The sequence below is a fragment of the Pseudomonas corrugata genome, from assembly GCF_050920615.1.
Lineage (GTDB): Bacteria > Pseudomonadota > Gammaproteobacteria > Pseudomonadales > Pseudomonadaceae > Aquipseudomonas > Aquipseudomonas corrugata.
In genome coordinates this window covers 6,239,750-6,266,075 of record NZ_CP130434.1, presented here as the reverse complement: position 1 = coordinate 6,266,075, position 26,326 = coordinate 6,239,750, and the positions used below count along the sequence as shown (strand labels likewise).

Below are 26,326 nucleotides of genomic sequence, written 5' to 3'. Positions count from 1 at the left end.
GGGCAAAGGAGTGTTTTTATGGTCAAGACGTGGATGTTTTTGTTGTTGACCGCGGCCCTGGCCGCTTGCGGGAGTCACCCGCAAGCGACGCCGGAAGCGGCCGCCAGCGATCCGGAGCCAGGTTGCTATCAGGCGCACTGGCAGGCGGAAACCAACCCGGTGCTCAACAAGCGCTCCGGGCCGGACGGTCTGGACAAATACGAAACGCAAACCCCGACCAAGGAACATGGGTGTCCTTGACGGGTCTGACCCTTTAACTCAGGGCTGGCGGCACGCGTCGCCGGTCGAGGAACACGGATGAAAGGCTTGATCGCCGTTGTGGCATTGGCATCGCTGGCCGGTTGCGCGCAGTTGGGTTTTTCGAATGCGTCCGAACCTGTAGCGGGTTGGACGACCTGGACCTGTGACAGCGAGGCCAAGGTGTTCTGGCGTTATACCGACACCACCCGCAAGGCCGTCGATGTGCGCCTCGGTGGGGCCGAGCAGGTTTACCGCTTGAAGCAGGAGCCAGGCGCGTCGGGCGCGCTGTACAGCGACGACATGCTGGCGTTTCACATCAACGGTGACGAAGGCCTGGCGTACTGGGTTGCCACCAATGATTTGATTGGCCGGGGCTGCAAGGCCCAGTAATTGAACCTATGGACCCATGTGGGAGCGAGCCTGCTCGCGATAGCGATATATCATCCAATCAGATGTCGACTGATCTACCGCTATCGCGAGCAGGCTCGCTCCCACAGGGTTCTGTGAACGCTGAAGTTACAAGTAACACTGAATTCGCGGCCGAGGCTCACCCCTTACCCGCAATGACTTGAATAGCCGCCGCCGCTACGGCAGGCTGGCACGATTAACGACCCTCGACCGGGAGAGACACACAATGGCACTTATCAGCATGCGTCAGATGCTGGACCACGCAGCCGAATTCGGCTACGGCGTTCCAGCCTTTAACGTCAACAACCTTGAGCAGATGCGCGCCATCATGGAAGCCGCTGACAAGACCGACTCTCCGGTGATCGTCCAGGCTTCGGCTGGCGCCCGTAAATACGCCGGGGCGCCGTTCCTGCGTCACCTGATCCTGGCGGCAATCGAAGAATTCCCGCACATCCCGGTGTGCATGCACCAGGACCACGGCACCAGCCCTGACGTCTGCCAGCGCTCCATCCAACTGGGCTTCAGCTCGGTAATGATGGACGGTTCCCTGGGCGAAGACGGCAAGACTCCGACCGACTACGAATACAACGTACGCGTCACCCAACAAACCGTTGCCATGGCCCACGCCTGCGGTGTGTCGGTGGAAGGTGAGCTGGGTTGCCTGGGTTCGCTGGAAACCGGCATGGCCGGTGAAGAAGACGGTATCGGTGCCGAAGGCGTGCTGGATCACAGCCAGATGCTGACCGACCCGGAAGAAGCCGCCGACTTCGTCAAGAAAACCCAGGTCGACGCTCTGGCCATCGCCATCGGCACCAGCCACGGCGCCTACAAGTTCACCAAGCCGCCCACCGGTGACGTGCTGGCGATCGACCGCATCAAGGAAATCCACAAGCGCATTCCCAACACTCACCTGGTGATGCACGGCTCGTCCTCGGTGCCGCAGGAGTGGCTGGCGATCATCAACCAGTACGGTGGCGACATCAAGGAAACCTACGGCGTGCCGGTCGAGGAAATCGTCGAAGGCATCAAGCACGGCGTGCGCAAGGTCAACATCGACACCGACCTGCGCCTGGCGTCCACCGGTGCCATGCGCCGTTTGATGGCGACCAACCCGAGCGAGTTCGATCCGCGCAAGTTCTTTGGCGCGACCGTGACTGCGATGCGTGATGTGTGCATTGCGCGTTATGAGGCTTTTGGTACGGCGGGTAATGCTTCGAAGATCAAGCCGATCTCCATGGAAGCGATGTTCCAGCGTTATCTGAAGGGTGAGTTGAACGCCAAGGTCAACTAAAGCCTCTCGCGCCAGGAAAAACCCGCATCCCTATGCGGGTTTTTTTATGGGGTGCGGTTTACGTGTATATCCGTTCCGCGGTAACGGTTGTCCATGGTTTCGCTTTTACTGCGGGTTACTGTACGGCGGATGTGTCTCTCTCCAGTTGTGGGGACGAGCCTAGTCAACATCAATGCAAGCTGACCCACCGCTATCGCGAGCAGGCTCGCTCCCACAAAATTGCTGCTCCCCTTCGAACCCGCGTTGTTCAGTCACCCCAAGCGCGTCGGTTACATCTGAGACTCAGGTGTTGTGATCGATATCCAGCACGCTGAACGTCACTTTCCCGCCTTCGCTGGTGTAGCCGGTGTTGTCCTGCACATACACCCCAGCCTTGAAATACAACGGCTTGTCGCGCCACGCTCGGCCGACGGTGGTGTACCAACTTCTACCGGCAGCGGTAATGCCCAGGTCGCCGGTACGATCGAGGTGGATCCGGTAAGAGAAGGATCGGTTCAACTGTACCCCAGTGGCGACGGTAATGACCCTCCCTTCGCTGTCATCGGGACGCATGCGGACCTTGGCGACGATGTTGCCATTGGCGCTGTTCTCCTTGTATTGGTATTCCAGTTTGACCATGGGCTTGCTGCTGTCCTTGGCATGGATCTGGCCAATCACGATCTTGCCGCTGCTGGGCACCTGATTCACAACCAGGGTGGCCCGCAAATGATTGTCGGCGTCGGGATAGACCCAGTTGCGCAAGGTTCCGTCTTTATAGGTTTCTCGCAATTCGCTGCGCGGGTAGATCGCGTTTTCAGTCTTGGTACCGGTGACGGGTGACCAGAAATACACCGTGCTGCCTTCGGAGTTGAAATATTTGTCCTGGAACCCATCCACCAGACGGGGGGTTTCGATGGTCTTTGGCGGACTGCCTTCAGGGATGCTCAGGTTCCAGGTTGCAAGATCGACCATGTTCGGATCCTTTCTGAGAAGAAGAAATGATTTACGCCACAGCCGGAGGCTCTAAGACGCGCTTTTGCTGAGGCCAGAAGGGAGTGCGAACGAGTATTTGGCACGTTCGTACGGCGGAGGGTTGGCGTCAGCAGTCCGTCAGAGTTGCGTTTGTCGCTTTTGTGCCCGAGATAAATGACCGCTGGTCGGCTATTCCGGTTTTTATCGGAACAATTGGGTGGTGGCCATCGGGCCGCGCGCCAAATATAGAAAAAAAAGGCATCCGAAGCGGATGCCTTCAAGGGTGCAGCAGTACTTAAGAGGTGGTGTGTTTGATTTCAAGCAGGCTGAACGACACTTTTCCGCCTTCGGTGGGGTAGCCGGTGTTGTCCTGCACATACACACCCGCTTTGAAGTACAGGGGCTTGTCCTTCCAGCTCGGGTCGATGGTCGTTCTCCAGTTGTAACCCGCTGCGCTGATGCCCAGGGCACCCTTCGGGCTGAGATGGATCATGTAGGAGAAACTACGGTCTAGCCTCACGCCGGTGGCAACGACGATAACCTGGCCTGTTTCGTCATCGGGGCGCATCCGTACCTTGGCGACGATGTTGCCGGTGGCGCTGTAGGCCTTGTATTGGTATTCCAGTTTCACCATGGGACTGGTGCTGTTCTTGGTGTGGATCTGGCCAATCACGACCTTGCCGCTGCTGGGCACCTGGTTGACCGTCAACGTCGCCCGCAGGATGTTGTCCGCCGCCGAGTACAGCCAGTTTCGCAGGGTGCCGTCGCTGTAGGTCTCCCGCAGTTCGCTACGTGGGTAGATCGCGTTTTCGGTCTTGGAGCCGGTCACCGGGGCCCAGAAAAACACCGTGCCGGTTTCGGCGTTGAAGTACTGATCCTTGAACCCTTGCGCCAGGCGAGGGGTTTCGATAGTCATCGCCGGGCTGCCTTCGGGGATGCTCAAGTTCCAAGTGTTAAGGTCGATCATGTTCAGTTCCTGCAGTGAAATGTTAGGCGCAACAACGCGAGGCTCTAGCCCGCGAGTTGGGGCGTCCTGATAGCACCGGTTTGAGCTTGTTGTCGTTCTTGCGGCGAATGATTGACGTCAAGTGATCGTCACTATGGCTATTGCAGTTTTTGTGCCCAGGATGGGTGACCGTTAGTCGGCTATTTCGGGCATTGTCGGGATGATGGCGCGATGACACCTACTGCTTTTTAGAATCACGGTCTAGAGTGAGATCACAGTATTTGTCTGTTTTGCTATGTAAAACGGACATGGCGCCCCGATAAGAGAAGCAGCATGGAATGCGCGCAACCTACGCTTGGTGAAGACAGCTCCGTCCTTTTGATTGTTGATGATTACCCTGAAAACCTGCTCAGCATGCGAGCGTTGTTGCAGCGTCAGGATTGGCAAGTCATGACCGCAGCCTCGGGTGTCGAGGCCCTCAACCTGCTGCTCGAACATGACATCGACCTGGTTCTGCTGGATGTGCAGATGCCCGAAATGGACGGTTTCGAAGTGGCACGCCTGATGCGCGGCAGCCAGCGCACGCGGCTTACGCCGATCATTTTCCTGACCGCCAATGAGCAATCCCAGGACGCGGTGATCAAGGGCTACGCCAGTGGTGCGGTGGACTATCTGTTCAAACCCTTCGATCCGCAGATTCTCAAACCCAAGGTCCAGGCGTTGCTGGAGCACCAGCGCAATCGCCGGGCCTTGCAGCGCCTGAGCCAGGACCTGGAAGCCGCCAGGGCGTTCAACGCCTCGGTGCTGGATAACGCCGCCGAGGGCATTCTCGTGGTGGACGAGGCCGGTTGCATCCGTTTCGCCAACCCGTCCACGTGCCGTCTGCTCAATGCCATGGCCGAGCAGTTGCAGGGAACACCGTTCCTGGATTACCTGCAGAAACCCCACATTCCACAGTGGGTCGACTCCGACATTCATGTCGCCTATTGCCGTGGCCAGACCTGGCGCCTGCACGATGCGGTCCTGCGTACAGCGCCCGGCCAACAGGTGTCGGTGGCTTTGTCCTGCGCACCGCTGCCCTCGGAACAGAAGGCAATGGTGGTAACGCTCCAAGACATGTCGGTAGTCCGGCACTTGCACCAGCAACTCGAATTCCAGGCCGTTACGGATCCGCTGACCGGTTTGCTCAATCGCAGGGGGTTTTATCAGACCGCCGAAAATCTGCTGATGCGTAGCGAGCGGCTGGAAAGCAACTGGGTGCTGCTGTACCTGGACCTCGACGGTTTCAAGCGCGTCAACGACTCACTGGGGCACGATGCCGGCGATCGGGTGTTGCGCTGGGTCTCGGAGCAGTTGAAAGCTTGCTTGCGCCCCTTTGACATCCTGGCGCGGCTGGGCGGGGATGAGTTCACGGCACTGCTGGACCTGGAGCTCCCGGAGCAGGCGGCCAAGATTGCGGAAAAACTCATTGAGCGGGTCGCGATCTGCCAGCAGATCGAAGGCATGGATGTGGCACTGGGGGCCAGTATCGGTATTGCGACGTATCCGGACTGCGGCGCCAATCTCGACGGGTTGCTGCGCGCATCCGACATCGCCATGTATGAAGCCAAGCGCGCCGGCCGCCAGCAATACCGTTTCTACGATCACGAAATGAACGGCCGAGCCCGTTCACGGTTGATGCTCGAGGAAAGCGTGCGCTCGGCCATCGAGAACCGTGACTTCAATATGGTCTACCAGCCCCAGGTGAACATCCGCGATGGGCGGATTCGTGGATTCGAGGCGTTGCTACGCTGGCAGCACCCGAGCGTTGGCGATGTGCCGCCGGGCCTGTTCCTGCCCTTGTTGGAGGAAGCGCGACTGATCAGTCGGCTGGGCAGTTGGATCTATCATCGCAGCGCGGCCCAGCGCAAGGTATGGGAACGAAATTTCGCCGATGACCTGGTGCTGGGGGTGAGCCTGAGCAGTACTCAGTTTGGCATGCCGAACCTGGTCACCGAGTTGCGTCAGGTCCTGGAGCGCCATGCCTTGAAGCCCCGGCAATTGGAGGTCGAGGTGACCGAGGATGCGTTGATGCGCAATCCCGACGAAACTCAGAAGCAACTGCGGCTGCTGCGCCACCTCGGGGTGCGGGTGGCGCTGGATGACTTCGGCTCGGGGCCGTGCTCGCTGACCCATTTGCGTGACCTTGAGCTCGATACCCTCAAGCTCGACCGGCACCTGATCGCCCGATTGCCGGATTCGCCGCGCGATGCTGCCTTGGCGGCATCGGTGATCGATTTATGCACGCAATTGGGTCTGCGGGTGATCGCCGAAGGAGTGGAAACCCTGGAGCAATATCGATGGCTGCAAGCCCATGGTTGTGAGTACGTGCAGGGATTCCTGGTGGCGCGACCCTTGATGGCCGCCGATACCGATGCGTTCGCCAAACCTTTTGACTGGGGCGCGCTAACGGTCTGAGTTCGTTACACTGGCGGCCTTTCCCACAGTATTTCCGTTCAATGACTGCGCTCAAGTACCTCCAGGCCTATCCCGCCGCACTGCAAGCCCAGGTGCAGCAACTGATCGCTCAGGACAGACTGGGTGATTACCTGCACCAGCGCTATCCGGGCCGGCATCCGATCCAGAGCGACAAGGCTCTGTACAGTTATGCGCTGGAACTCAAGCAACAGTACCTGCGTAACGCGCCGGCCATCGACAAGGTGTTGTTCGACAACCGCCTCGACCTGACCCATCGCGCCCTCGGTCTGCACACCGCCGTTTCGCGGGTGCAGGGTGGCAAGCTCAAGGCGAAGAAGGAAATCCGCATCGCGTCGCTGTTCAAGGATGCAGCGCCCGAATTCCTCAATATGATCGTGGTGCATGAACTGGCCCACTTCAAGGAGTCGGACCACAACAAGGCGTTCTACCAACTCTGCGAGCACATGCTGCCGGGCTATCACCAGCTGGAGTTCGACCTGCGGGTGTACCTGACCTGGCGCGATCTGCAACAACCGAAGGAATGACCGGATGGATGTCAGCAAGACCAAGAGCAGCTTCTATCGCCGCTTGTATGTGGCTTACCTGATCGACAGCGGCGTGGCCAGCAATGTCCCGGCGCTCATTGACGTGACCGGCATGCCGCGACGCACCGCCCAGGACACTGTTGCCGCGCTGGCGGACCTGGATATCGTGTGCGAGTTCGAGCAGCAGGAGGGCGCTCGCAACCATGCAGGGTGCTATCGGATCCGCGATTGGGGAGCGATTGATCGGGAGTGGATCGAGGCCAATCTGCAGCGGATCAAGGCGGTGCTCGAATACCCCTGACAGGAATAGTGGCGGTACTGGCCCCATCGCGAGCAGGCTCGCTCCCACAGGAGGATGTGTTTCAAATGTGGGAGCGAGCCTGCTCGCGATGACGGCCTCAGGGCCGATGCATCCCAATGTGCGGAATACCATCTTCCAGGTATTCGACCCCCACCACTACAAACCCATACCGCCCGTAGTAGCCCTGCAGATGCGCCTGCGCCGACAGTGAAATCGACGTGCCGGGCCACTGCTTCCCGGCGTGCTTGAGCCCGTGCTCCATCAAGGTGTGACCCAACCCCTGACCTCGTGCCTCGGGAGCGATGACGACGCGGCCGATCACCACGTCGCTGTTCTGCGAATGAGGATCGAGCAGGCGCAGGTAGGCGATGAGGTGGTTGTCCCTCCAGGCCATCAGGTGGAAGGTATCGCCTTCCAGATCCAACCCGTCGACGTCCGGATAAGCGCAGTTCTGTTCGACGACGAATACGTCGGCGCGCAATTTGAGTATGGCGTACAGCTGTTCCTTGCTCAGGTCACTGTGATGTTTGCAGACCCAATCGATGTCCATGTTCTGAATTTCCTGAAGAACCCGATGCCGATATTAAGTGCACTGTGTTCAGAAGTCTCTTTCTCGGGTGAGCGAAAGTCTGGGGTAAATGCCAAATTGCCATCATTCTTGTTTCGCAGAGCTGTCGTCTTTATGTAATCTTCGTCCCAGCGCTGCGTAGCGATTTCAATGAGCTAATGTTAGGTCGGATGTCACTGTTTACCCCCGGATTTTGGCTAAGGACATGGGCTTCGCAACCTTCAAGGATGTATGGCATGCCGCGATTGCATCGAGCTCTTGTTTTGATTGGGTTGTTGTTGCTGAGCCACAACGCTTGCGCGCAGACGCTGCGCCTGGTTGCGGATGGCTGGCCACCCTTTACCGACTCCACGCTGGTCAATGGTGGCCTGGCGACTGATATCGTCAGCACCGCCCTGGCGCGTGCCGGCTATGCCACCGAATTCGAACAGGTGCCTTGGGCCCGGGCAATGCTGGGCATCGGCGAGGGGCGTTATGACGTGCTGGTCAACGCCTGGTACAGCGAAGCACGCACTCATATAGGCCAGTTCTCGGCCGAATACCTGCTCAACCGCGTGCGTTTCCTCAAGCGCAAGGAGGCTCCGATCCAGTTCGACAGCCTGCAACAGCTCTACGATTACCCCATCGCAGTGGTTCGCGGTTATGCCTATTCCAAGGCGTTCGATGAGGACCAGCAACTGCAGAAAGTCCCCGTGCATAACTTTGCGATGGCAGTACGCATGGTCGCTGCCGACCGCGTGAAGTTGACCCTGGAAGACGAATATGTCGCTCGTTATTACCTGGCTCGCGAATCGCCCAAGGTGCGTAATTCCGTTGAGTTCTTGCCCAAGCCGTTGAGCGAAAACAGCCTGCATATCCTGGTCAGCCTGAAGAACCCGGAGCATGAGCAGATCGTGGCGGGGTTCGATCGGGAGATCGCGGCGATGAAGGCCGATGGGAGCTATGCACGGATCCTGAAAATGCACGGTATGTGAGCGAGTTTTGCGCTGCCCATGCTGGCCCCAATCGCGAGCAGGCTCGCTCCCACATTGGAATGCATACCCTGTGGGAGCGAGCCTGCTCGCGATGGGGCCCGATTGACCGCCGCAGCTTTCAGGCCTCGCTCGTATCCTTGATGAGATGCGCCGCCAGGGTCCGCAACGGTCCAAGCTGACGGCAGATCAACCCCAGTTGCGTCTGCACCAGTCGCTGGCCCTCATCGATTTCGTCAGGCATCTGTTCAAGCTCGTTGGCCAGGGCTTCTTCCTCATCACTCTGGATCATGATCGAGGTTTTGGTTGCAAGGCCCTGGGCGATTTCGTCGATGCTGGAGGCCAGCTTCGCCCCTGCACCGTCTATCAACTGCTCGCGCACGTTCGTCGGCAGCTCGGTTCCCCGGTGGGCCCCCAGGCCCGACAGGTAGCTGAGCAAGGTATGGGACAGCACCAGGAAGCGAAATCCGACGTCGGCTTCCTTACGGAAATGCCCCGGCTCCATCAGCATGTTCGCCAGTGTCGTGGACAACGCCGCGTCGGCGTTATGGGCGTTGCGTCGGGCCAGGCGATAGGCCAGGTCATCACTTTTGCCGGCAGCGTATTGCTGCATGATCTGGCGCAGATAAATGCTGTTGCAGGTCAGCGTATTGGCCAGGACCTTGTTCAGCCGGCGGCCTTGCCAGTCCGGGAGGAAGAGGAACACTGCCAGGCCGGCGATCAGGCTGCCGAGCAGGGTATCGAAAAGCCGTGGCAGCAACAGTCCGTAGCCGTCGCCGACCTGGTTGAAGCAGAACAGCACCATGATGGTGATCGCGGCTGTCGCCAGGGTGTAGCGGGTCGTGCGGTTGGTGAAGAACACCACCCCGGCGGCAATGGCGAAGCACGACTGCACCAGCGGGTTGGGGAACAGGTCGAACAGCGCCCAGGCCACCGTCAGGCCAATGGCAGTGCCGATGATCCGCTGACCCAGTTTGCGTCGGGTGGCCCCATAGTTGGGCTGGCAGACGAACAGCGTGGTGAGCACGATCCAGTAACCCTGGGAGGGGTGAATCCAGTGCACCATCGCGTAGCCAACGCTCAGCGCCAGCGGCAGGCGCAGGGCATGGCGGAACAGCAGCGAGGTCGGTGTAAGTTGCGTGCGCAGACGTAGCCAGACGTCCTTGAAGTTGCGCGGTGAGCGATCCAGCAGGCTGCTGTCAGTGGCGTCGGCCAGGGCGTCAGGGTTACTGGCATCGCTGAGCAAGCGGTCAAGCGTGCCAAGGTTCGCCGACAAGGCCCGCAACGAACGCAACAGGCCACGCCAGGCCGGATTGCTCTGGATGCGCAGGTGCTCGAGAGATGCATGCAGGTCGTTCAAGGCCTCGGCGAAGCGATCATCGTAGACGAACGGCTGGCGCATCTGGATCGACTCGGCCAGCGCCTGACAGGCCTTGCCTTGCTGGCGCAGCAGGCGCTGGCAGCGGAACAGTACGTCGCTGTGAAAGAACGCCTCGGCGAGGGCGTTGTAGGGATAGTGGGAGGAACTGGCACGCTCATGGATGTCCTGGGCGAGGAAGTACAGCTTCAGGTAACGGCTGACCTTCGAGCCCGGCCGGCCATTGCCGACGCGGTGCAGGATGATTTCCTTCGCCGCATTGAGGGCCGCCACCACGCGGCCATTTTGTTGGGCCAGTTCCAGACGTCGGGCTTCGATATCCAGTTGGCGAACCGGTTCGAGCAGCGACGACTTGAGTTTCAGATAATGTCCCAGCTCGCGGAACAGTCGCGCCAGGCTCTGTTGCACCGGCTGGTTGGAAAACAATACATGCCACAGCACCGATAGCATGCCGTACCACGCCGCGCCGGCCACCAGCAGCAAGGGTTCGTGCCAGAAATCGGTGACCGCGCCACCGCGCTGGTCCACGCCGATTACGGTGTAGACCGACAGGATCAAGGTGGCCGAGGCAATCGCGCCATAGCGCTCACCCAGGGCACCGAGCATGGTCAGGCCGAAACTGGCCAGGGCCAGAGCGATGATGAAGAGGATAGGGTAGGGGAACAGCAGCTCAACCGACAGTGCCGCGACGGTGAAGCAGACCAGGGTCACGGCGAGCGCGTTGAGACGGCCCTGCCAGTTGTCATCGGTCTCGGCCAGGGCGCTGGCAATAATGCCCAGGAACAAGGGAATCAGCAGAGTCATCTCGTCCAGGTACCAGCACAGCCCCATGCTGCCGGTCAGGGCGATGAACACCCGCACGCTATAACTGAATTTATCCAACGCCCAAAGGCGACGCAGAGACTGACGGAACGAGGTCGATGACATGAAATGCAAGGGCCTGACGGGCAATGACACTAAATTGAGGCAGTAATGACGCCGACGCAATGGCGGCGATCACATCTGACAGCAAAAAGTGTTCCGCAGTCCACCATTCAGCCCCTGTTGGAGCGAGCCTGCTCGCGATGGCGGTATGTCAGTCAATTCATTATCAACTGACCCACCGCTATCGCGAGCAGGCTCGCTCCAACAGGGGATGTGGCGTGTCAGACATATTGTGCGGCGGCATAGCCCGAAGCCCAGGCCCACTGGAAGTTGAACCCGCCCAGGTGGCCGGTGACGTCCAGTACTTCACCGATGAAGTACAGCCCGGGGCTTTTCAGCGATTCCATGGTCTTGGAGGAGACTTCCCGTGTGTCGACGCCACCCAGGGTGACCTCGGCGGTGCGATAGCCTTCGGTGCCGGCCGGGGCGACGTTCCAGCTCGCCAGCTTCTCGGCAATGTCCGCCAGTTCCGCGTGGGTGTATTGCTTCATGGGTTTGGAGACGAACCAGGTGTCGGCCAACAGGGTGGCCATTTTTTTGGTGAACAACTCCCCCAGGAGGGTTTTCAGCTCGCTGTTGGGGCGCTCGGCCTGCTGTTGTTGCAGCCATTGGGGCACGTCGTGGTCCGGTAGCAGATTGATCTGCACCGTGTCCCCCGGCTCCCAGAACGACGAGATCTGCAGGATAGCCGGGCCGCTGAGGCCGCGGTGGGTGAACAGGATATTTTCGCGAAAGCTCTGGCCGTTGCAGCTCACCAGGCAATCGACCGAAGTGCCCGAGAGTTCGGTACACAAGGCCTTGAGTTGATCGGTGATGGTGAACGGTACCAGTCCGGCGCGGGTTGGCAAAAGCTGGTGGCCGAACTGCCTGGCGACCTGGTAACCGAAACCGGTCGCACCCAGGGTCGGGATCGACAGTCCGCCGGTGGCGATCACCAGGGACTGGCAGGCGATGGCGCCCAGGGTGGTCTGCAGCAGATAGCCGCCGTCGGTTTTCTCGATGTGTTCGATCGAGGTGTCCAGGTGCAGGTTTACCCCGACCTGTTCGCACTCATCCAGGAGCACGCCGAGAATGTCGCTGGACTTGTTATCGCAGAACAACTGGCCGAGCTTCTTCTCGTGATACGGCACGCCGTGCTTGGCCACCAGGGCGATGAAGTCCCACTGGGTATAGCGGGCCAGGGCGGATTTGCAGAAGTGCGGGTTCTGCGAAAGGAAGTTGGCCGGCTCGGTGTACATATTGGTGAAGTTGCAGCGTCCACCGCCGGACATGAGGATTTTCTTGCCGGCCTTGTTGGCATGGTCCAGCAACATCACCTGCCGTCCGCGCCCCGCAGCGGTCAACGCGCACATCAACCCTGCGGCGCCAGCGCCAATGATCACGACTTCGGTAGAGCGCAAAACGGTGTCCTCTCAGTCTCGCCACAAAACCCATTGTGGGAGCGAGCCTGCTCGCGATTGCGGTGTGTCAGTCAAATAAAGGTTGGCTGACCCGCCGCAATCGCGAGCAGGCTCGCTCCCACAGGGGAACTTCGTTGGTTGGGATGGTTACAGGATTCGCACCCGCAACGAGCGTCCCTTGATCTTGCCTTCGTTCAGGCGCTTGAGTGCCTGTTTGGCGATTCCGCGTTCCACGGCGACGTAAGCCTGGAAATCGAAAATCGCGATCTTGCCGACCTGGGTGCCGGGGATGCCCGCGTCGCCGGTCAGGGCGCCGAGGATGTCGCCGGGACGAACCTTGTCCTTGCGACCGGCGGCGATGCACAGGGTGCTCATGGCCGGCAGCAGCGGGCCGCCGCCCTGGGGCTTGAGGTTGTCCAATTGGTCCCAGCTCAGTGGGGCCTTCTGCAATTGCTCGATGGCCTGGGCCCGGTGAGCTTCGGATGGCGCTACCAGGCTGATGGCAACACCGGTTTCCCCGGCGCGGCCAGTGCGGCCGACGCGGTGGATATGGATTTCCGAGTCCCGGGCCAGTTCGACGTTGATCACCATGTCCAAGGCATCGATATCGAGTCCGCGGGCCGCCACATCAGTGGCTACCAGCACCGAAGTGCTGCGGTTGGCGAACATCGCCAGCACCTGGTCGCGGTCGCGCTGTTCCAGGTCGCCATGCAGGCCGACGGCGGAAATACCCTTGGACGTCAGGTGGTCGACAGTTTCCTGGACCTGCTGCTTGGTGAAGCAGAACGCCACGCAAGAGGCCGGCCGGAAGTGCGCCAGTACCTTGACCACTGCATCCATGCGCTCCTCGGGGGATATCTCGTAGAAACGCTGCTCGATCTGCGCGTCGGAATGCAGTGCCTCGGCCTTCACCTGTTGCGGGTCACGCATGAACTTGGACGACAGTTGCTTGATGCCTACCGGGTACGTGGCGGAGAACAGCAGCGTCTGGCGACGCTCCGGGGTCTGCTGGATGATGTCTTCGATCGCGTCGTAGAAACCCATGTCGAGCATGCGGTCGGCTTCGTCGAGGATCAGCGTGTTGAGGCCATCGAGTACCAGCGAGCCTTTGCGCAGGTGCTGCTGGATGCGTCCCGGTGTGCCGACAATGATGTGGGCGCCATGCTCGAGAGAGGCGATCTGCGGGCCGAAGGATACGCCGCCGCACAGGGTCAGGACCTTGATATTGTCCTCGGCACGAGCCAGGCGACGAATTTCCTTGGCGACCTGGTCGGCCAACTCGCGGGTCGGGCACATGACCAGCGCCTGGCAGCCGAAATAGCGCGGATTGATCGGGTTCAGCAGGCCGATACCGAACGCCGCGGTCTTGCCGCTGCCGGTCTTGGCTTGGGCGATCAGGTCCAGGCCCTTGAGGATCACCGGCAAGCTTTGCGCCTGGATCGGCGTCATCTGGGCATAACCGAGGGATTCGAGGTTAGCCAGCATGGCGGCGGACAGCGGCAAAGTGTTGAAATCGGTGGCAATGGTGGTCACGGGACAGGCCTGCAAAACAAAATGTCGCGCAGTGTAGCAGCCTCGTGCCACTTTCTTCGAAAGTTCTGGACGAGCTGTGCGAGCCATGGGGCTCCTGGAAGGCTGGGTGATTAACCTCTGGCGAGGGGATTTATCCCCTCGCTACAAAAGCTTACCGAAGCCACTCAAGCTTGGGTTAATGCTCGATATGCTCATCGTGACGTTTCTGCCGCCGCCCGTCCTGCTTCGACAACTGGGAGAAAATCGTCGCCGCCAGCATCGCCATGACCCCCACCGTCACGAATGTCAGCTGGAACGCACCCAGCACCGTGTCGACTCCATCGTTACCCACCTGGGCCGTGAAACCGCCGAGCAGGGCGCCGGCACAGGCGACGCCGAGGCTCAGGGACAGTTGCGCCACCACGGACAGCAGGCTGTTGCCGCTGCTGGCGCTGGCATCGTCCAGGTCGATCAGGGTCACCGTGTTCATCGCCGTGAATTGCAGCGAGTTGATCGCCCCCAGCACCGCCAGTTGTACCAACAACAGCCAGTATGGGGTCTGTTCGCTGACCAATCCCACGCTCGCCAGCATCACGCCCAGGGCCAGGGTGTTTCCGGTCAGGACGATGCGATAGCCCAGGCGCTCGATCAATGGCCGGGCGACGGATTTGGCGACCATGGCCGCCGCAGCCAGAGGGAGCATGCTCATCCCTGCCTGGGACGGCGAATACCCCAGGGCCACTTGCAGCAGCAACGGCACCAGGAAGGGCAGGGCGCCGCTGCCCAGGCGGGCAAACAGGTTGCCAAGGATGCCCACCGCGAAGGTCCGGGTCTTGAACAGCGACGGCGCGAACAGTGGATTCTCGACGTGTCCGGCCCTTAGCCAATAAGCCGCCAGGCAGGCCATGCCGCCGAACAGCAGCAACATTACCCGCAGGTGCGGCAAGTGCAGCTCGCCAAGGCCCTCCATGGCGATGGTGATCAATACCATTGCTGCGCCGAACAGCAGGAAGCCCACGCCATCGAAGCGAGTGCGCTCGCTGCCGCGCAGGTCGGGGATGAATTTCCATACCGCGTAGCAGCCGATCAGCCCCACCGGCAGGTTGATGATGAAGATCCAGTGCCATGTGAGGTACTGCACCATCCAGCCGCCCATGGTTGGACCGATCAGAGGACCGAGCAGGCCGGGAATGGTAATGAAGCCCATGATCCGCACCAGTTCCGAGCGAGGGTAGGCCCGCAGCACCACCAGCCTGCCTACCGGTAGCATCAGCGCGCCGCCCAGGCCCTGGACCACCCGCGCGCCGACCAGCATCGTCAGCGAGCTGGACAAGGCGCACAGCAGCGAGCCGAAGCTGAACAACAGGATTGCACCGAAGAAGATTTTTTTGGTGCCAAAGCGGTCGGCGATCCAGCCCGAGGCCGGGATCAGCAACGCCACGGTGAGCATGTAAGCGATGATCACGCCCTGCATGCGCAGTGGGTTCTCTGCCAGGTCGCTGGCCATGGCAGGCAGGGCGGTATTAAGGATCGTCCCGTCGAGGGACTGCATGAAAAAAGCGATCGCCACGACCCACGGAAGCCAGCGGGCGGTGGTTGCGTCGAGCGGTGCACGGTTGGGCATGGGGCCTCTTGCTGTGTCTCAGGGTGTTCGTGGTGGCTTTATCGCGGGCAAGCCTTGCTCCCACCGGATGTCATTGTCCTTGTGGGAGCAAGGCTTGCCCGCGATGCTTTACAGGGTCAACGTCAACCGCTTGACCAACGCCCCCGGCAACAGCATCGAGGCAGTGGCCCGCTGGCTGTAGGTGCTGGCCGAGAGCAGAAGCTCCCGCTCCCGGGTCAGGCCTTCGAGTTGCGAGCCGAGCAGGCTATAGACGCTGTCGTCGAAGCGCATGGTGCTGACCGGTGCCTGGATCTGGCCGTTCTCGACCCAGAACGTGGCGAAGCGAGTCATGCCGGTCATGCGTGCCGCTGGCTGGTCCGAGTAGTTCAGGTACCAGAGGTTGCTGATGTACAAGCCGGTGCCGAGGCGCTCGAGAATGTCTTTCTGCTCCAACTGGCCTTCCTGCATGACCAGCGCCGAGGGGTATTCGTAACTGCTCGCACCGTTGGCGGTGAGGCCGTATTCGGCGGCGCTGCGTGAATTGACCAACCGGGCGTTGGCCTTGCCCTTGGCGATCAGCGTCAGGTCATCGCGCGGATAGCCCTCATCGGAAAACGCCGGGCTCAAGGAGCCGCTCACCTGCTCGCTCAGCCCTACGACGGAGCTGAAGGTGGTCTCGTCGGCGTAGAACTTCTGCAACGGGCTCTGTTTGCTGGCAATTGCCCGGGCCGAGAACCCGCCCCAACTGAGCATGCCCATTATCTCTTCCAGCGCGGCCGGTGCCAGGTAGGCGCGATACTCACCGGGCGGGAGCGTGCGCAGCGGCCGGCCGAGAAACGCCAGTTGCTCGCGGGCCTGGGCAAAGCGCTTGGCAAATCCTTCGCTGCTCCACTCATGGCCGGCGTAACTGGCTTTCACCGCCTGGCCGTTTTCGTGGAACAGGCTGAAGTCAAAGTTGAAGCTGTTGGCCTGATGCCAGCCAAATGCCCCCGATGAACTGGCGAAACCGCGGCTGATGGAGCCGGCGGCGTAGATCCCCACCAGGTCCAGGCCTTCAGCAGCCCGGGCTATTTCGGCCACGGCCTGTTCGGTCGCCGGCAGCGGATGGTGTTGCTCATTATTGTTCTGCCAGTGATTGTGGTTGAGCAGCAGATAAGGATCCCGGGGCAGTAGCGGCAGGGTATCGCGCAGTTGTTGCAGGCCTTCACCCAAGCGCTGCAGGTCTGTCTCGATCTCGCCGGACAAGGTGATCTGCAGGTCGGCGTGGCGCCCGTCGTCGATCAATTTGAAACTCACATTGGCCTGTTGCACCTGTCCGGCCTGGCGCACCTTGCCATGGTTGAAGCGCACGAAGGCCGAGGACTCCGCGGCGTAGCCCAGGGTGAATTGTTCGGACTCATGCAGCGCGGCGCGTAGCCAGTCGGCCAGCGTCTTGAATGCCCCAGCCTGATTGTTGACGGTACTCATCAAGCGTCTCCCCCAAACACATCTACGTTGCTGAACACACAAGCTGGCGACGCATGGCCAACGCGGATGACCTGGTTCGGTTCGCCTTTGCCGCAGTTCGGCGTGCCCAGCACCTGGGAGGTACTGGCATCGCCCACGGCTCGCAGACTCTTCCAGAATTGCGCGGAGATGCCCCGGTAGTTGGGATTCTTCACCACGCCCTTGAGCTCGCCGTTCTCGATCAACTGGCCCCATTCGCAGCCGAACTGGAATTTGTTGCGCGCATCGTCGATGGACCAGGAGCGGTTGGTGCGCATCAGCACGCCGTGTTCGATGCCCTGTATCAACTGTTCCAGGGATTGATCGCCCGCCTCGATGTTCAGGTTCGCCATGCGGTCGATGGGCGGCCGGTTCCAGCCGCAGGCGCGGCTGTTGGCGACGCCGTCCAGGCCTGCGCGAAACTGTGACAGCGCACCGCCCAATGGGCGCAGCAGCAAGCCTTCGCGAATGAGGAACTGTTTGCTGGCGGCGCTGCCGTCGTCGTCATGGCTGTAGCTGGCCAGTTCCTCGGGGATGTCCGGGTCGAACGTCACGTTCAGCAGGCGGGAGCCGTATTGCAAGTGGCCGAAGTCACTGGTCTTGACGAAACTGGTGCCGGCGTAGTTGCGCTCGTCCCCCAGGATACGGTCCAGTTCCAACGGGTGGCCGATGGACTCGTGAATCTGCAGCATCATCTGGTCGGGCATCAACAGCAGGTCTCGCGGGCCTTGCGGGGTGTTCGGCGCCATCAGCAACTGCAGGGCCTGATCGGCGATTTTCGGCCCGGCCCCGATGAGGCCGCAACGGTTGATCACATCGAAGCCACCTTGCTGGCCAAAGTTTTCGCGGCCCAGGGTGCGAGTCTGGCTGTCATTACCGTCGAAGGCGGTGACGTCCAGTGACGGGTAGATGAAGCGTTGGGCCTGGCGTAATTCGGCACCGGCACTGTTGAGGTAGATCTGCTCGACCTGGGTCAGGCCGATGCTGACCTGCCAGTTCACCAGGCGCTCGTCCCGGGGTACCGCCGCCGATTCGTCACCGAGTAATTGGTAGCAATCGCTCAGGGCGGGGAATGCCTGGTCGAAGTGCGGCGAGAAGTAATCGGCGCGGTCGCAGGCAACCGCCTGCTCGCGCAAGTCGAGCAGGGCGTGGGGCTTGAGCTGGCGAGCCTGTTGCTCGGCGTGTTCGAGAGCTGCTTGCAGACCAGCCTGGGACAGGTCGTTGGTGGCGGCGTAGGCTTCGACACCGTTGACTCGCACGGTGAGCATTGCTCCTTCGTCACGGCTCAGGCTGGGCGGTTCGGCGATGTTCTTGCGCACCGACAGATGTTGGCCGGATTCGCGCACGTAACGCAGGGAAAAGAATTCAGCGCCCGTGCGCAAGGCAGCAAAACGCTGCTTGAGCTGGGGGTGGAAGTCGAACATCGGGGAACCTCCTTGGTAGGGTGCATCGGTGCTGCGGGGGGGGGAGGGTGAAACGTTTGCGTGAGGCTAGATTAGGCTTGGGGCGGGGCGGGATCAAGGCTTGAGGATGGATAGAGCGGGAATGCTTCAGTGTCTGGTCGGGCGCCATCGCGAGCAGGCTCGCTCCCACATGGGATCTGTGTCGGGCACGAAACTTGTGTCCGCCGAAATCCAGTGTGGGAGCGAGCCTGCTCGCGATAGCCGCGCTGCGGTGTTACTGCACGGCTGGCGCCACCTCGCGCAACGGCTTTCCCTTGACCGGCGCATCGCCGGCCACATAGTACGGCGCGGTGCTGCGTGGCAGTGGCTTGCGGCCGCGGATCCTGTCGGCGATTTTCTCGGCCATCATGATCGTCGGCGCGTTCAGGTTGCCGGTGGTGATGATCGGCATGATCGAGGCATCCACCACCCGCAGGCCTTGCATGCCATGCACGCGGCCTTCGCCGTCCACCACCGCCATGTCGTCGGTACCCATCTTGCACGAGCAGGACGGGTGGAAGGCGGTTTCGGCGTGTTCGCGGATGAACTGGTCCAGTTGTTCGTCGGTCTGCACCTCAATGCCCGGGCTGATCTCTCGCCCACGGAACGGATCGAGCGCCGGCTGTTGCATGATCTCACGGGTCAGGCGGATGCCGTCGCGAAATTCCTGCCAATCCTGCTCGGTGGCCATGTAGTTGAACAGAATGCTCGGGTGCTGGCGGGGATCCTTGGACTTCGCCTGGATCCGGCCCCGGCTTGGCGAGCGCATGGAACCCATGTGCGCCTGGAAACCGTGCTCCTTCACACCGTTGCTGCCGTTGTAGTTAATCGCCACCGGCAGGAAGTGATACTGGATGTTCGGCCATTCGAATTCCGGACGGCTGCGGATGAAACCACCAGCCTCGAACTGGTTGCTGGCACCGATGCCGGTACCGTTGAACAGCCATTCGGCACCGATGGCCGGCTGGTTGTACCAGAGCAGCGACGGGTACAACGAGACCGGTTGGGTGCAGGCGTATTGCAGATAGAGCTCCAGGTGGTCCTGGAGGTTTTCGCCGACACCCGGCAGGTCGTGCACCACCGGGATGTCGAGGCTTTCCAGCAGTTTGGCCGGGCCGACGCCGGAGCGTTGCAGGATCTGCGGCGAGGCGATGGCGCCTGAGCACAACAGCACTTCCTTGCGTGCCCGGGCTTCGACGCGCTCTTCAGCGGCGCCCACCAGATAACGCACGCCCACGGCACGCTTGCCTTCGAACAGGATCTTGTCGGTCAGGGCATGGGTGACGATGGTCAGGGTCGAACGCTTCTTGGCCACGTCCAGATACCCGCGCGCGGTGCTGGCGCGCCGGCCATTCGGGGTGACGGTGCGGTCCATAGGGCCGAAACCTTCCTGCTGGTAGCCGTTGAGGTCTTCCGTACGCGGGTAACCGGCCTGAACGCCGGCCTCGACCATGGCATGGAACAGCGGGTTGTTGCCGGGCTTGGGTGTGGTCACACTGACCGGGCCGTCGCCGCCGTGATAGTCGTTCGGGCCGATGTCCCTGGTTTCAGCTTTCCTGAAATAGGGCAGGCAGTCCAGGTACGTCCAATCCTCGAGACCGGGCAGTTTTGCCCAGTTGTCGTAGTCCAGGGCGTTGCCACGGATGTAGCACATGCCGTTGATCAGCGAAGAGCCGCCCAGGCCCTTGCCGCGACCGCACTCCATGCGCCGGCCGTTCATGTGTGGCTCGGGATCGGTTTCGTAGGCCCAGTTGTAGCGACGACCTTGCAACGGGAACGCCAGGGCGGCGGGCATCTGCGTGCGGAAGTCGAGGCGATAGTCCGGGCCACCGGCTTCGAGCAGCAGGACGGTGACGCCCTCGTCTTCGGTCAGGCGGGTGGCCAGGGTGTTACCGGCGGAGCCGGCACCGATGATGATGTAATCGAATTCTTGGGACATGAAATGTACCCTCTTTTAATTGGGTTCAGGTCGTGGCCGGTGAGTGTCTTTCACTCCATCGCGAGCAAGCTTTGATCCCACAGGTTTCTGATAGACACAGCAGTTGTGTTACAGCAGATTCCTTGTGGGAGCATGGCTTGCCCGCGATGACGGCCTCGCAGGCACCGCAGAAGCCGGGCTTTAGAACACCGATGCGTAATCGCCCAACTCGACCTGTACCGATTTGATGCGCGTGAAGTTATTCAGCGAGCTGATCCCGTTCTCCCGGCCTACACCCGATTGTTTGTAGCCACCGACCGGCATCTTCGCGTCGGATTCGCCCCAGGCGTTGATCCAGCAGATACCCGCTTCCAGTTGATGAATCACGCGGTGGGCGCGGTTGAGGTCGCGGGTCACGACGCCGGCGGCCAGGCCGAATTCGGTGTCGTTGGCTCGGCGGATCACTTCTTCCTCGGTTTCGTAGCTGAGGATCGCCATTACCGGGCCGAAGATTTCTTCCCGCACGATGGTCATCTCGTCGGTGCAATCGGTGAATACGGTCGGAGCGACGAACGCACCCTTGGCAAACTCGCCGTCGGTCAGGCGCTTGCCGCCACACAGTAGACGGGCGCCTTCAGCCTTGCCCTTCTCGATGTAGCCCAGCACGCTTTCCATGTGGGCGAAGCTCACCAGCGGGCCGAAGTTGGTGTTTTCGTCCTCTGGGTTGCCGATGCGGATGCGCGCCACACGCTCGGCGATCTTGGCTTCGAACGCAGCCTTGAGATGGCTTGGCACGAACACGCGGGTGCCGTTGGTGCAGACCTGGCCGGAGCTGTAGAAGTTGGCCATCATCGCGGTGTCGGCGGCTCTATCCAGGTCGGCGTCGTCGCAGATGATCAGAGGCGACTTGCCGCCCAGTTCCATGGTTACGTCCTTGAGCGAGGAACTCGAAGCGCTGGCCATGACTTTCTTGCCGGTGTCGGTGCCGCCGGTGAACGAGACCTTCTCGATGCGCGGGTGCTCGGTCAGCCAGGTGCCGACTTCACGGCCGCTGCCGGTCAAGACGTTGAAGACCCCAGGTGGAACGCCTGCTTCGGTGTAGATCTCGGCCAGCTTCAGGGTCGTCAGCGAGGTGACTTCGCTGGGCTTGAAGATCATCGCATTGCCGGCCGCCAGGGCCGGTGCGGACTTCCATAGCGCGATCTGGATCGGGTAGTTCCACGCACCGATCCCGGCGACGATGCCCAGGGGCTCGCGACGGGTGTAGACGAACGAGGTATCGCGCAACGGGATCTGCTCGCCTTCGATGGCGGGCACCAGGCCGGCATAGTATTCCAGCACGTCGGCGCCGGTCACGATGTCGACGTAGCGGGTTTCGGAGTAGGCCTTGCCGGTGTCCAGGGTTTCCAGAGCGGCCAACTCATCGTTGCGCTCGCGCAGGATGTCCACAGCGCGACGCAAGATCCGCGAGCGCTGCATGGCGGTCATGGCGGCCCAGACTTTCTGGCCCTTTTCGGCGCTGAGCACGGCGCGTTCGACGTCTTCCTTCGTCGCACGCTGCACTTGGGCAAGTACTTCACCGTTGGCAGGGTTGATGGCTTCGAAAGTGGCGTCGCCACTGGCATCGCTGTACGCGCCATCGATGTAGAGTTTTTGCAGTTCGAAACGGGCCATAAAGTCCTCGCAAGTGCATAAGTGGTTGGCTGCCCCCGTGCGCGTCTTCTAAAGCTGACTACGCGGTTCGGCGGCGGTTCAGGAGTCGAGCGGTTCTGTGTGCTCTGGCGCCCCTGCCTTGCCCAGTTGGAAATCCATGTATTCGTAAGCGATCCGGTGTGCCTGGGCGGTGTCGAACGCGTCTCCCGACAGCGCCCCGCGCAGCCACAAGCCGTCAATCAGCGCGGCCAGGCCCCGCGCCGCGCTACGCGCCTCATCGACAGGCAGCACGCGGCGGAACTGGCAACACAGGTTGGAATACAGACGGTGATCGTTGATCCGCTGCAACCTGTGCAATGACGGGTGATGCATGCTGGTGGCCCAGAAGGCCAGCCAGGTTTTTCTTGCCGGGCCGTTGACCTGACTGGCGTCGAAGTTGCCTTCGATGATCACCTTCAGATGAGCCCGTGGGCTTGAATCCTCAAGCGCCTGGCGGCGTGCGGTGATGTTCTCGCTCAGGACAGTCATCAGGTACTGGGCCGTGGCCGCGATCAGGCCATTCTTGTCCTGGAAGTAGTGGCTGATGATGCCGTTCGAGACACCGGCCAAACGGGCAATCAGCGCAATGCTGGCATCCCCCATGCCGACCTGATCGACGGCCTGCAACGTGGCATCGATCAATTGCTGGCGGCGGATGGGTTGCATACCGACCTTGGGCATGGGGCTCTCTCCTCGATCATCCGACGGACAGAGTGTTGTCCGGTGGTGCTGATGAGCAGTCTATTTTGTTTTAATTGAACGTTCAATCAATAAAAAATCTGGCGTAGGTCAAGGTCCAGAGATTTGCTTTTCAGGAATGCAAAACCCTGTGGGAGCCGAACCCTGTAGGAGCCCGCCCTGTGGGAGCCGAGCTTGCTCGCGATGGAGTCGACACGGTTCAACTGCAAACCGCGTCATCGTTCATCGCGAGCAAGCTCGGCTCCCACAGGGTTCGGCTCCTACAGAGTTTGCTCCCACAGGGCTCGCTACCACAGGGTTGGGGTTTAGCCCAGGTTCTTACCGAGCAGCGCGTGGTACAGCTCGCTGTCGCCGAGGATCCCGACCACTTTCTGATTGTCGTGGAGCACCAGCTTGTTGCCGGTCTGGTAGCGGATCTGCAAGGCGTCGCGCATGCCGATGTTGGAATCCACCAGCGTCGGGCGACGGCCCAGGCCTTCGACGGGTTGCCCCTGGACCCAATTCTGCAGGTCCAGTGCTGCGCCGTTCTGGCGTGCACCCTTGATGGTGTTGCCTTCGGCCAGGTCGAGCCAGGAGTCGCCACCTGGATCCAGGCATACCGAACCGTTGATGCGCTTGCAGTTGTCCAGGGTGCGCATCAGGCTGCGACCGCACAGGACGTTGAGCGGGTTGGTATGGGCAACGAAGGTGCGCACATAGTCGTCCGCCGGGTTCAGCACGATTTCTTCCGGCTTGCTGTACTGGATGATCCGGCCGTCCTTCATGATCGCGATCCGGCTGCCCAGCTTCAGGGCCTCGTCGAGGTCATGGCTGACGAACACGATGGTCTTGCTCAGCTTGCGCTGCAGCTCCAGCAGTTCGTCCTGCAGGCCTTGGCGGATCAGCGGGTCGAGGGCCGAGAACGGTTCGTCCATCAACAGAATGTCGGCGTCCATCGCCAAGGCGCGGGCCAGGCCGACCCGCTGCTGCATCCCGCCGGACAACTCGTCGGGCTTCTTGTTGCGCCACTGGGCCAGGCCCACCAGCTCCAGTTTCTCATCCACCAGCTTGCGCCGTTCCTTTTCCGGACGGCCCTGCATTTCCAGGCCGAAGCTGATGTTCTCGCGCACCGTCAGCCAAGGCATCAGGGCGAACTTCTGGAATACCATGGCGATGCGCTTGGTGCGCATCATCTTCAGTTCGGCGGGGCTGCAGGAGGCAATGTCGATCTGCCGGCCTTCATGCTCGACGAACAACTTGCCACGGCTCACGGTGTTCAGGCCGTTGATGCAGCGCAGCAGGCTGGATTTGCCGGAGCCGGACAGGCCCATCAGCACGCAGATTTCGCCTTTCTCGATGTCCAGGCTGGCTTTTTCCACGCCGACGATTTGTCCGGTCTTTTTCAGGATCTCGTTGCGGGTCATGCCTTGGTCGAGCAGTTTGAGGGCTTCGCGTGGATCCTTGGCGAAGATCACATCGACCTGGTCGAAGCGGATTATGCTCATGCGTCACCCCCTGCTTTGGCGTCGGGTTGTTTGCAGATACGGTCGAGCATGATCGCCAGCAGTACGATTGCCAGGCCGGCTTCGAAGCCCAGGGCGATATCGGCGGTGTTCAGTGCGTTGACCACGGGTTTGCCCAGACCGTCGGCACCTACCAGTGCAGCGATTACCACCATCGACAACGACAGCATGATGCACTGGGTGACGCCGGCCGCGATGCTTGGCATCGCATGGGGTAGTTCGATACGCGACAGGAGCTGGCGACGGGAGCAGCCAAAGGCCTTGCCGGCGTCCATCAGTTCTTCCGGAACGTCGCAGATACCCAGGTAGGTCAGGCGGATGGGCGCGGCAATCGCGAACACCACGGTGGAGATCAGACCCGGGACTACACCCAGACCGAAGAGGGTCAGGGTAGGAATGAGGTAGACGAAGGTCGGTACGGTCTGCATCAGATCGAGTACCGGGCGCATCATGGTGTAGAACATCGGCCTGTGCGCGGCAACAATGCCCAGCGGCACACCGATCACAACGCAGACCAGGGTCGCGAACATCACCTGGGCCAAGGTTTCCATGGTTTCCTGCCAGTAACCCAGATTGAGGATCAACAGGAAGGAAGCTATGACGAATACAGTGAGGCCCCATTTGCGCTGGATGAAATGCGCCAGGAGGGCAATCAGGCCAATCAAGGCAAACGGGTTGAACCAGGTCAGCGCAAATGTCACGCCGTGAATCATCGTTTCCAGGAATAACGCGATTGCGTCAAAGGTGTTGGCGCCATGTTGCGTCAACCATTCGACGAAGCCCGCAATGTACTGGCCCAAGGGTATTTTATGATCAATCAGCATGGTAGTGAACGTCCGCATGCAAGGGATAAACAGCCCGGGCGGGTGGAGGCCCGCCCGGCATAACTATTACTGTGCGAGCTTGGCTTTCACGGCTTCCAGGCCAGGTTTACCGTCAATGGTGGTCACGCCAGCGAGCCAGGTATCGAGTACCTGTGGGTTTTTCTGCAGCCACGCCTTGGCGGCGGCTTCAGGCTTCATCTTGTCGTCCAGGACGTTGCCCATCAGTTTGCTTTCCATGTCGACCGTGAACTCGAGGTTCTTCAACAGCTGGCCAACGTTGCTGCATTCCTGGGTGTAACCTTTGCGGGTGTTGGTCGCCACGGTAGCGGCGCCAAAATCCGGACCGAAGAAGTCGTCGCCGCCGGTCAGGTATTCAATGTTGAAGCGGGTGTTCATCGGATGCGGTGCCCAGCCGAGGAACACCACGTCGGTGCCGCGCTTGGAGGCACGGTCGACCTGGGACAACATGCCCGCTTCGCTCGACTCGACAACCTTGAAGCCGGCGTCCTTCAGGCCGAAGGCGTTCTTGTCGATCATGCTCTGGATCAGGCGGTTGCCGTCGTTGCCCGGTTCGATGCCGTAGATCTTGCCGTCGAGTTCCTTCTTGAACTTGGCAATGTCGGCGAAGTCGTGCAGGCCTTTGTCGTACAGGGCCTTGGGCACGGCCAGGGTGTACTTGGCGCCCTTGAGGTTGGTGCGCACGGTCTCCACGGTGCCGGCGTCGCGGTAGGCCTTGATGTCGTTCTCCATGGTCGGCATCCAGTTGCCGAGGAACACGTCCATGTTCTTGCCGTCGGCCAGGGACTTATAGGTCACTGGTACGGAGATCATGGTGGTCTTGGTCTTGTAGCCCAGAGCGTCGAGAATCACGCTGGTGGTGGCGGTGGTCACGGTGATGTCGGTCCAGCCGACGTCGGAGAAGTTGACAGTGCTGCACTGTGCGGGTTCAGCAGCGTTGGCCAGCATGGGAAGACTCAGCATGGCGGCCAACAACAACGACTTGGAACCTTTCATGAGTGGACTCCTGGTGTTTTATCGGCGGTGTCCGGCAGGACAATCGCGCTTTGTATTGTGATGTTGCGGTTGGGGCGCGTGACCACTGTCGACACGCGGCCTTGAAAACGAGCCGTAACCGATCATGTACCAGCGCAAATCTGTCGCCTACAGGGTGGGTCGTATCCAGTACAGGGAGGGTCGCATCCAGTGTTGGTAACGTCGTTTACAGATTTTTTCCGCCTCTGGCAGGTCTCTGACACGCAAAAAAACGGC

The 26,326-nt window shown here is 60.8% G+C and carries 22 protein-coding genes; 7 read left to right on the top strand and 15 right to left on the bottom strand.

What is annotated here, in order from left to right:
* The first annotated feature begins 18 nt into the window (after positions 1–18).
* The 3 genes from QZH45_RS28120 to fba all read left to right on the top strand — a co-directional run bounded on the left by QZH45_RS28120 (position 19) and on the right by fba (position 1,939).
* The gene (locus QZH45_RS28120; protein WP_024778837.1) at positions 19–240 is read left to right on the top strand and encodes a hypothetical protein; all 222 of its coding nucleotides are present in this window, start codon (positions 19–21) and stop codon (positions 238–240) included.
* A 57-nt stretch (positions 241–297) separates the two neighbouring features.
* A complete protein-coding gene (locus tag QZH45_RS28115) occupies positions 298–630 on the top strand; it encodes an MliC family protein (protein WP_053190539.1) in 333 nt (110 codons plus the stop codon).
* Between the two features lie 244 nt (positions 631–874).
* A complete protein-coding gene (gene fba, locus QZH45_RS28110) occupies positions 875–1,939 on the top strand; it encodes a class II fructose-bisphosphate aldolase (protein ID WP_024778835.1) in 1,065 nt (354 codons plus the stop codon).
* 282 nt (positions 1,940–2,221) lie between these two features.
* On the opposite strand, the gene QZH45_RS28105 is transcribed toward fba, so the two are convergent.
* Both QZH45_RS28105 and QZH45_RS28100 read right to left on the bottom strand, forming a co-directional pair.
* Positions 2,222–2,890, bottom strand: coding sequence for a polysaccharide lyase family 7 protein (locus QZH45_RS28105; RefSeq protein ID WP_024778834.1), 669 nt, complete (start codon positions 2,888–2,890; stop codon positions 2,222–2,224).
* A 295-nt stretch (positions 2,891–3,185) separates the two neighbouring features.
* A complete protein-coding gene (locus QZH45_RS28100) occupies positions 3,186–3,857 on the bottom strand; it encodes a polysaccharide lyase family 7 protein (RefSeq protein ID WP_024778833.1) in 672 nt (223 codons plus the stop codon).
* 312 nt (positions 3,858–4,169) lie between these two features.
* On the opposite strand from QZH45_RS28100, the gene QZH45_RS28095 reads away from it, so the two are divergent.
* The 3 genes from QZH45_RS28095 to QZH45_RS28085 are packed head-to-tail and all read left to right on the top strand — an operon-like array spanning position 4,170 to position 7,139.
* On the top strand, positions 4,170–6,293 hold the full coding sequence (locus QZH45_RS28095) for a putative bifunctional diguanylate cyclase/phosphodiesterase (protein ID WP_024778832.1): 2,124 nt from the start codon (positions 4,170–4,172) through the stop codon (positions 6,291–6,293).
* 41 nt (positions 6,294–6,334) lie between these two features.
* The gene (locus tag QZH45_RS28090) at positions 6,335–6,838 is read left to right on the top strand and encodes a YgjP-like metallopeptidase domain-containing protein (protein WP_024778831.1); all 504 of its coding nucleotides are present in this window, start codon (positions 6,335–6,337) and stop codon (positions 6,836–6,838) included.
* A 4-nt stretch (positions 6,839–6,842) separates the two neighbouring features.
* A complete protein-coding gene (locus tag QZH45_RS28085) occupies positions 6,843–7,139 on the top strand; it encodes a winged helix-turn-helix domain-containing protein (protein ID WP_024778830.1) in 297 nt (98 codons plus the stop codon).
* 97 nt (positions 7,140–7,236) lie between these two features.
* On the opposite strand, the gene QZH45_RS28080 is transcribed toward QZH45_RS28085, so the two are convergent.
* Positions 7,237–7,689, bottom strand: a complete 453-nt coding sequence (locus QZH45_RS28080; protein ID WP_024778829.1) for a GNAT family N-acetyltransferase — start codon at positions 7,687–7,689, stop codon at positions 7,237–7,239.
* A gap of 254 nt (positions 7,690–7,943) precedes the next feature.
* Here QZH45_RS28080 and QZH45_RS28075 point away from each other — a divergent pair, with 254 nt between their 5' ends.
* Positions 7,944–8,681, top strand: a complete 738-nt coding sequence (locus QZH45_RS28075) for a substrate-binding periplasmic protein (protein WP_053190537.1) — start codon at positions 7,944–7,946, stop codon at positions 8,679–8,681.
* 118 nt (positions 8,682–8,799) lie between these two features.
* On the opposite strand, the gene yccS is transcribed toward QZH45_RS28075, so the two are convergent.
* From yccS to QZH45_RS28015, 12 genes are all read right to left on the bottom strand, one after another.
* Positions 8,800–10,983, bottom strand: coding sequence for a YccS family putative transporter (gene yccS / locus QZH45_RS28070; RefSeq protein WP_024778827.1), 2,184 nt, complete (start codon positions 10,981–10,983; stop codon positions 8,800–8,802).
* A gap of 218 nt (positions 10,984–11,201) precedes the next feature.
* Positions 11,202–12,380 carry an NAD(P)/FAD-dependent oxidoreductase gene (locus QZH45_RS28065; RefSeq protein WP_053190535.1) on the bottom strand — a complete coding sequence of 393 codons (1,179 nt, stop codon included), beginning with the start codon at positions 12,378–12,380 and terminating at the stop codon, positions 11,202–11,204.
* Positions 12,381–12,527: 147 nt separating this feature from the next.
* A complete protein-coding gene (dbpA, locus tag QZH45_RS28060) occupies positions 12,528–13,865 on the bottom strand; it encodes an ATP-dependent RNA helicase DbpA (RefSeq protein ID WP_231995077.1) in 1,338 nt (445 codons plus the stop codon).
* 223 nt (positions 13,866–14,088) lie between these two features.
* A complete protein-coding gene (gene mdtD / locus QZH45_RS28055; protein ID WP_024778824.1) occupies positions 14,089–15,516 on the bottom strand; it encodes a multidrug transporter subunit MdtD in 1,428 nt (475 codons plus the stop codon).
* Positions 15,517–15,624: 108 nt separating this feature from the next.
* Positions 15,625–16,962, bottom strand: a complete 1,338-nt coding sequence (locus QZH45_RS28050) for a TldD/PmbA family protein (RefSeq protein WP_024778823.1) — start codon at positions 16,960–16,962, stop codon at positions 15,625–15,627.
* On the bottom strand, positions 16,962–18,404 hold the full coding sequence (locus tag QZH45_RS28045) for a TldD/PmbA family protein (RefSeq protein ID WP_053190533.1): 1,443 nt from the start codon (positions 18,402–18,404) through the stop codon (positions 16,962–16,964). Before QZH45_RS28045 ends, QZH45_RS28050 begins: the two co-directional genes overlap by 1 nt.
* A gap of 253 nt (positions 18,405–18,657) precedes the next feature.
* Positions 18,658–20,361 (bottom strand): choline dehydrogenase, encoded by a 1,704-nt coding sequence (gene betA, locus QZH45_RS28040; protein WP_024778821.1) that lies wholly within the window; start codon positions 20,359–20,361, stop codon positions 18,658–18,660.
* 180 nt (positions 20,362–20,541) lie between these two features.
* Entirely contained in the window at positions 20,542–22,014 is a 1,473-nt protein-coding gene (gene betB, locus QZH45_RS28035) for a betaine-aldehyde dehydrogenase (RefSeq protein ID WP_024778820.1), read from the bottom strand.
* Between the two features lie 78 nt (positions 22,015–22,092).
* Positions 22,093–22,713: a transcriptional regulator BetI gene (betI, locus tag QZH45_RS28030; protein ID WP_024778819.1), complete on the bottom strand. Its 621-nt coding sequence runs from the start codon at positions 22,711–22,713 to the stop codon at positions 22,093–22,095.
* A gap of 323 nt (positions 22,714–23,036) precedes the next feature.
* Positions 23,037–24,215: a choline ABC transporter ATP-binding protein gene (gene choV, locus QZH45_RS28025; protein ID WP_041021077.1), complete on the bottom strand. Its 1,179-nt coding sequence runs from the start codon at positions 24,213–24,215 to the stop codon at positions 23,037–23,039.
* Positions 24,212–25,057 carry a choline ABC transporter permease subunit gene (gene choW / locus QZH45_RS28020; protein WP_024776551.1) on the bottom strand — a complete coding sequence of 282 codons (846 nt, stop codon included), beginning with the start codon at positions 25,055–25,057 and terminating at the stop codon, positions 24,212–24,214. Before choW ends, choV begins: the two co-directional genes overlap by 4 nt.
* A 66-nt stretch (positions 25,058–25,123) precedes the next feature.
* Positions 25,124–26,071, bottom strand: coding sequence for a choline ABC transporter substrate-binding protein (locus tag QZH45_RS28015; RefSeq protein ID WP_024776552.1), 948 nt, complete (start codon positions 26,069–26,071; stop codon positions 25,124–25,126).
* Positions 26,072–26,326 lie beyond the last annotated feature (255 nt).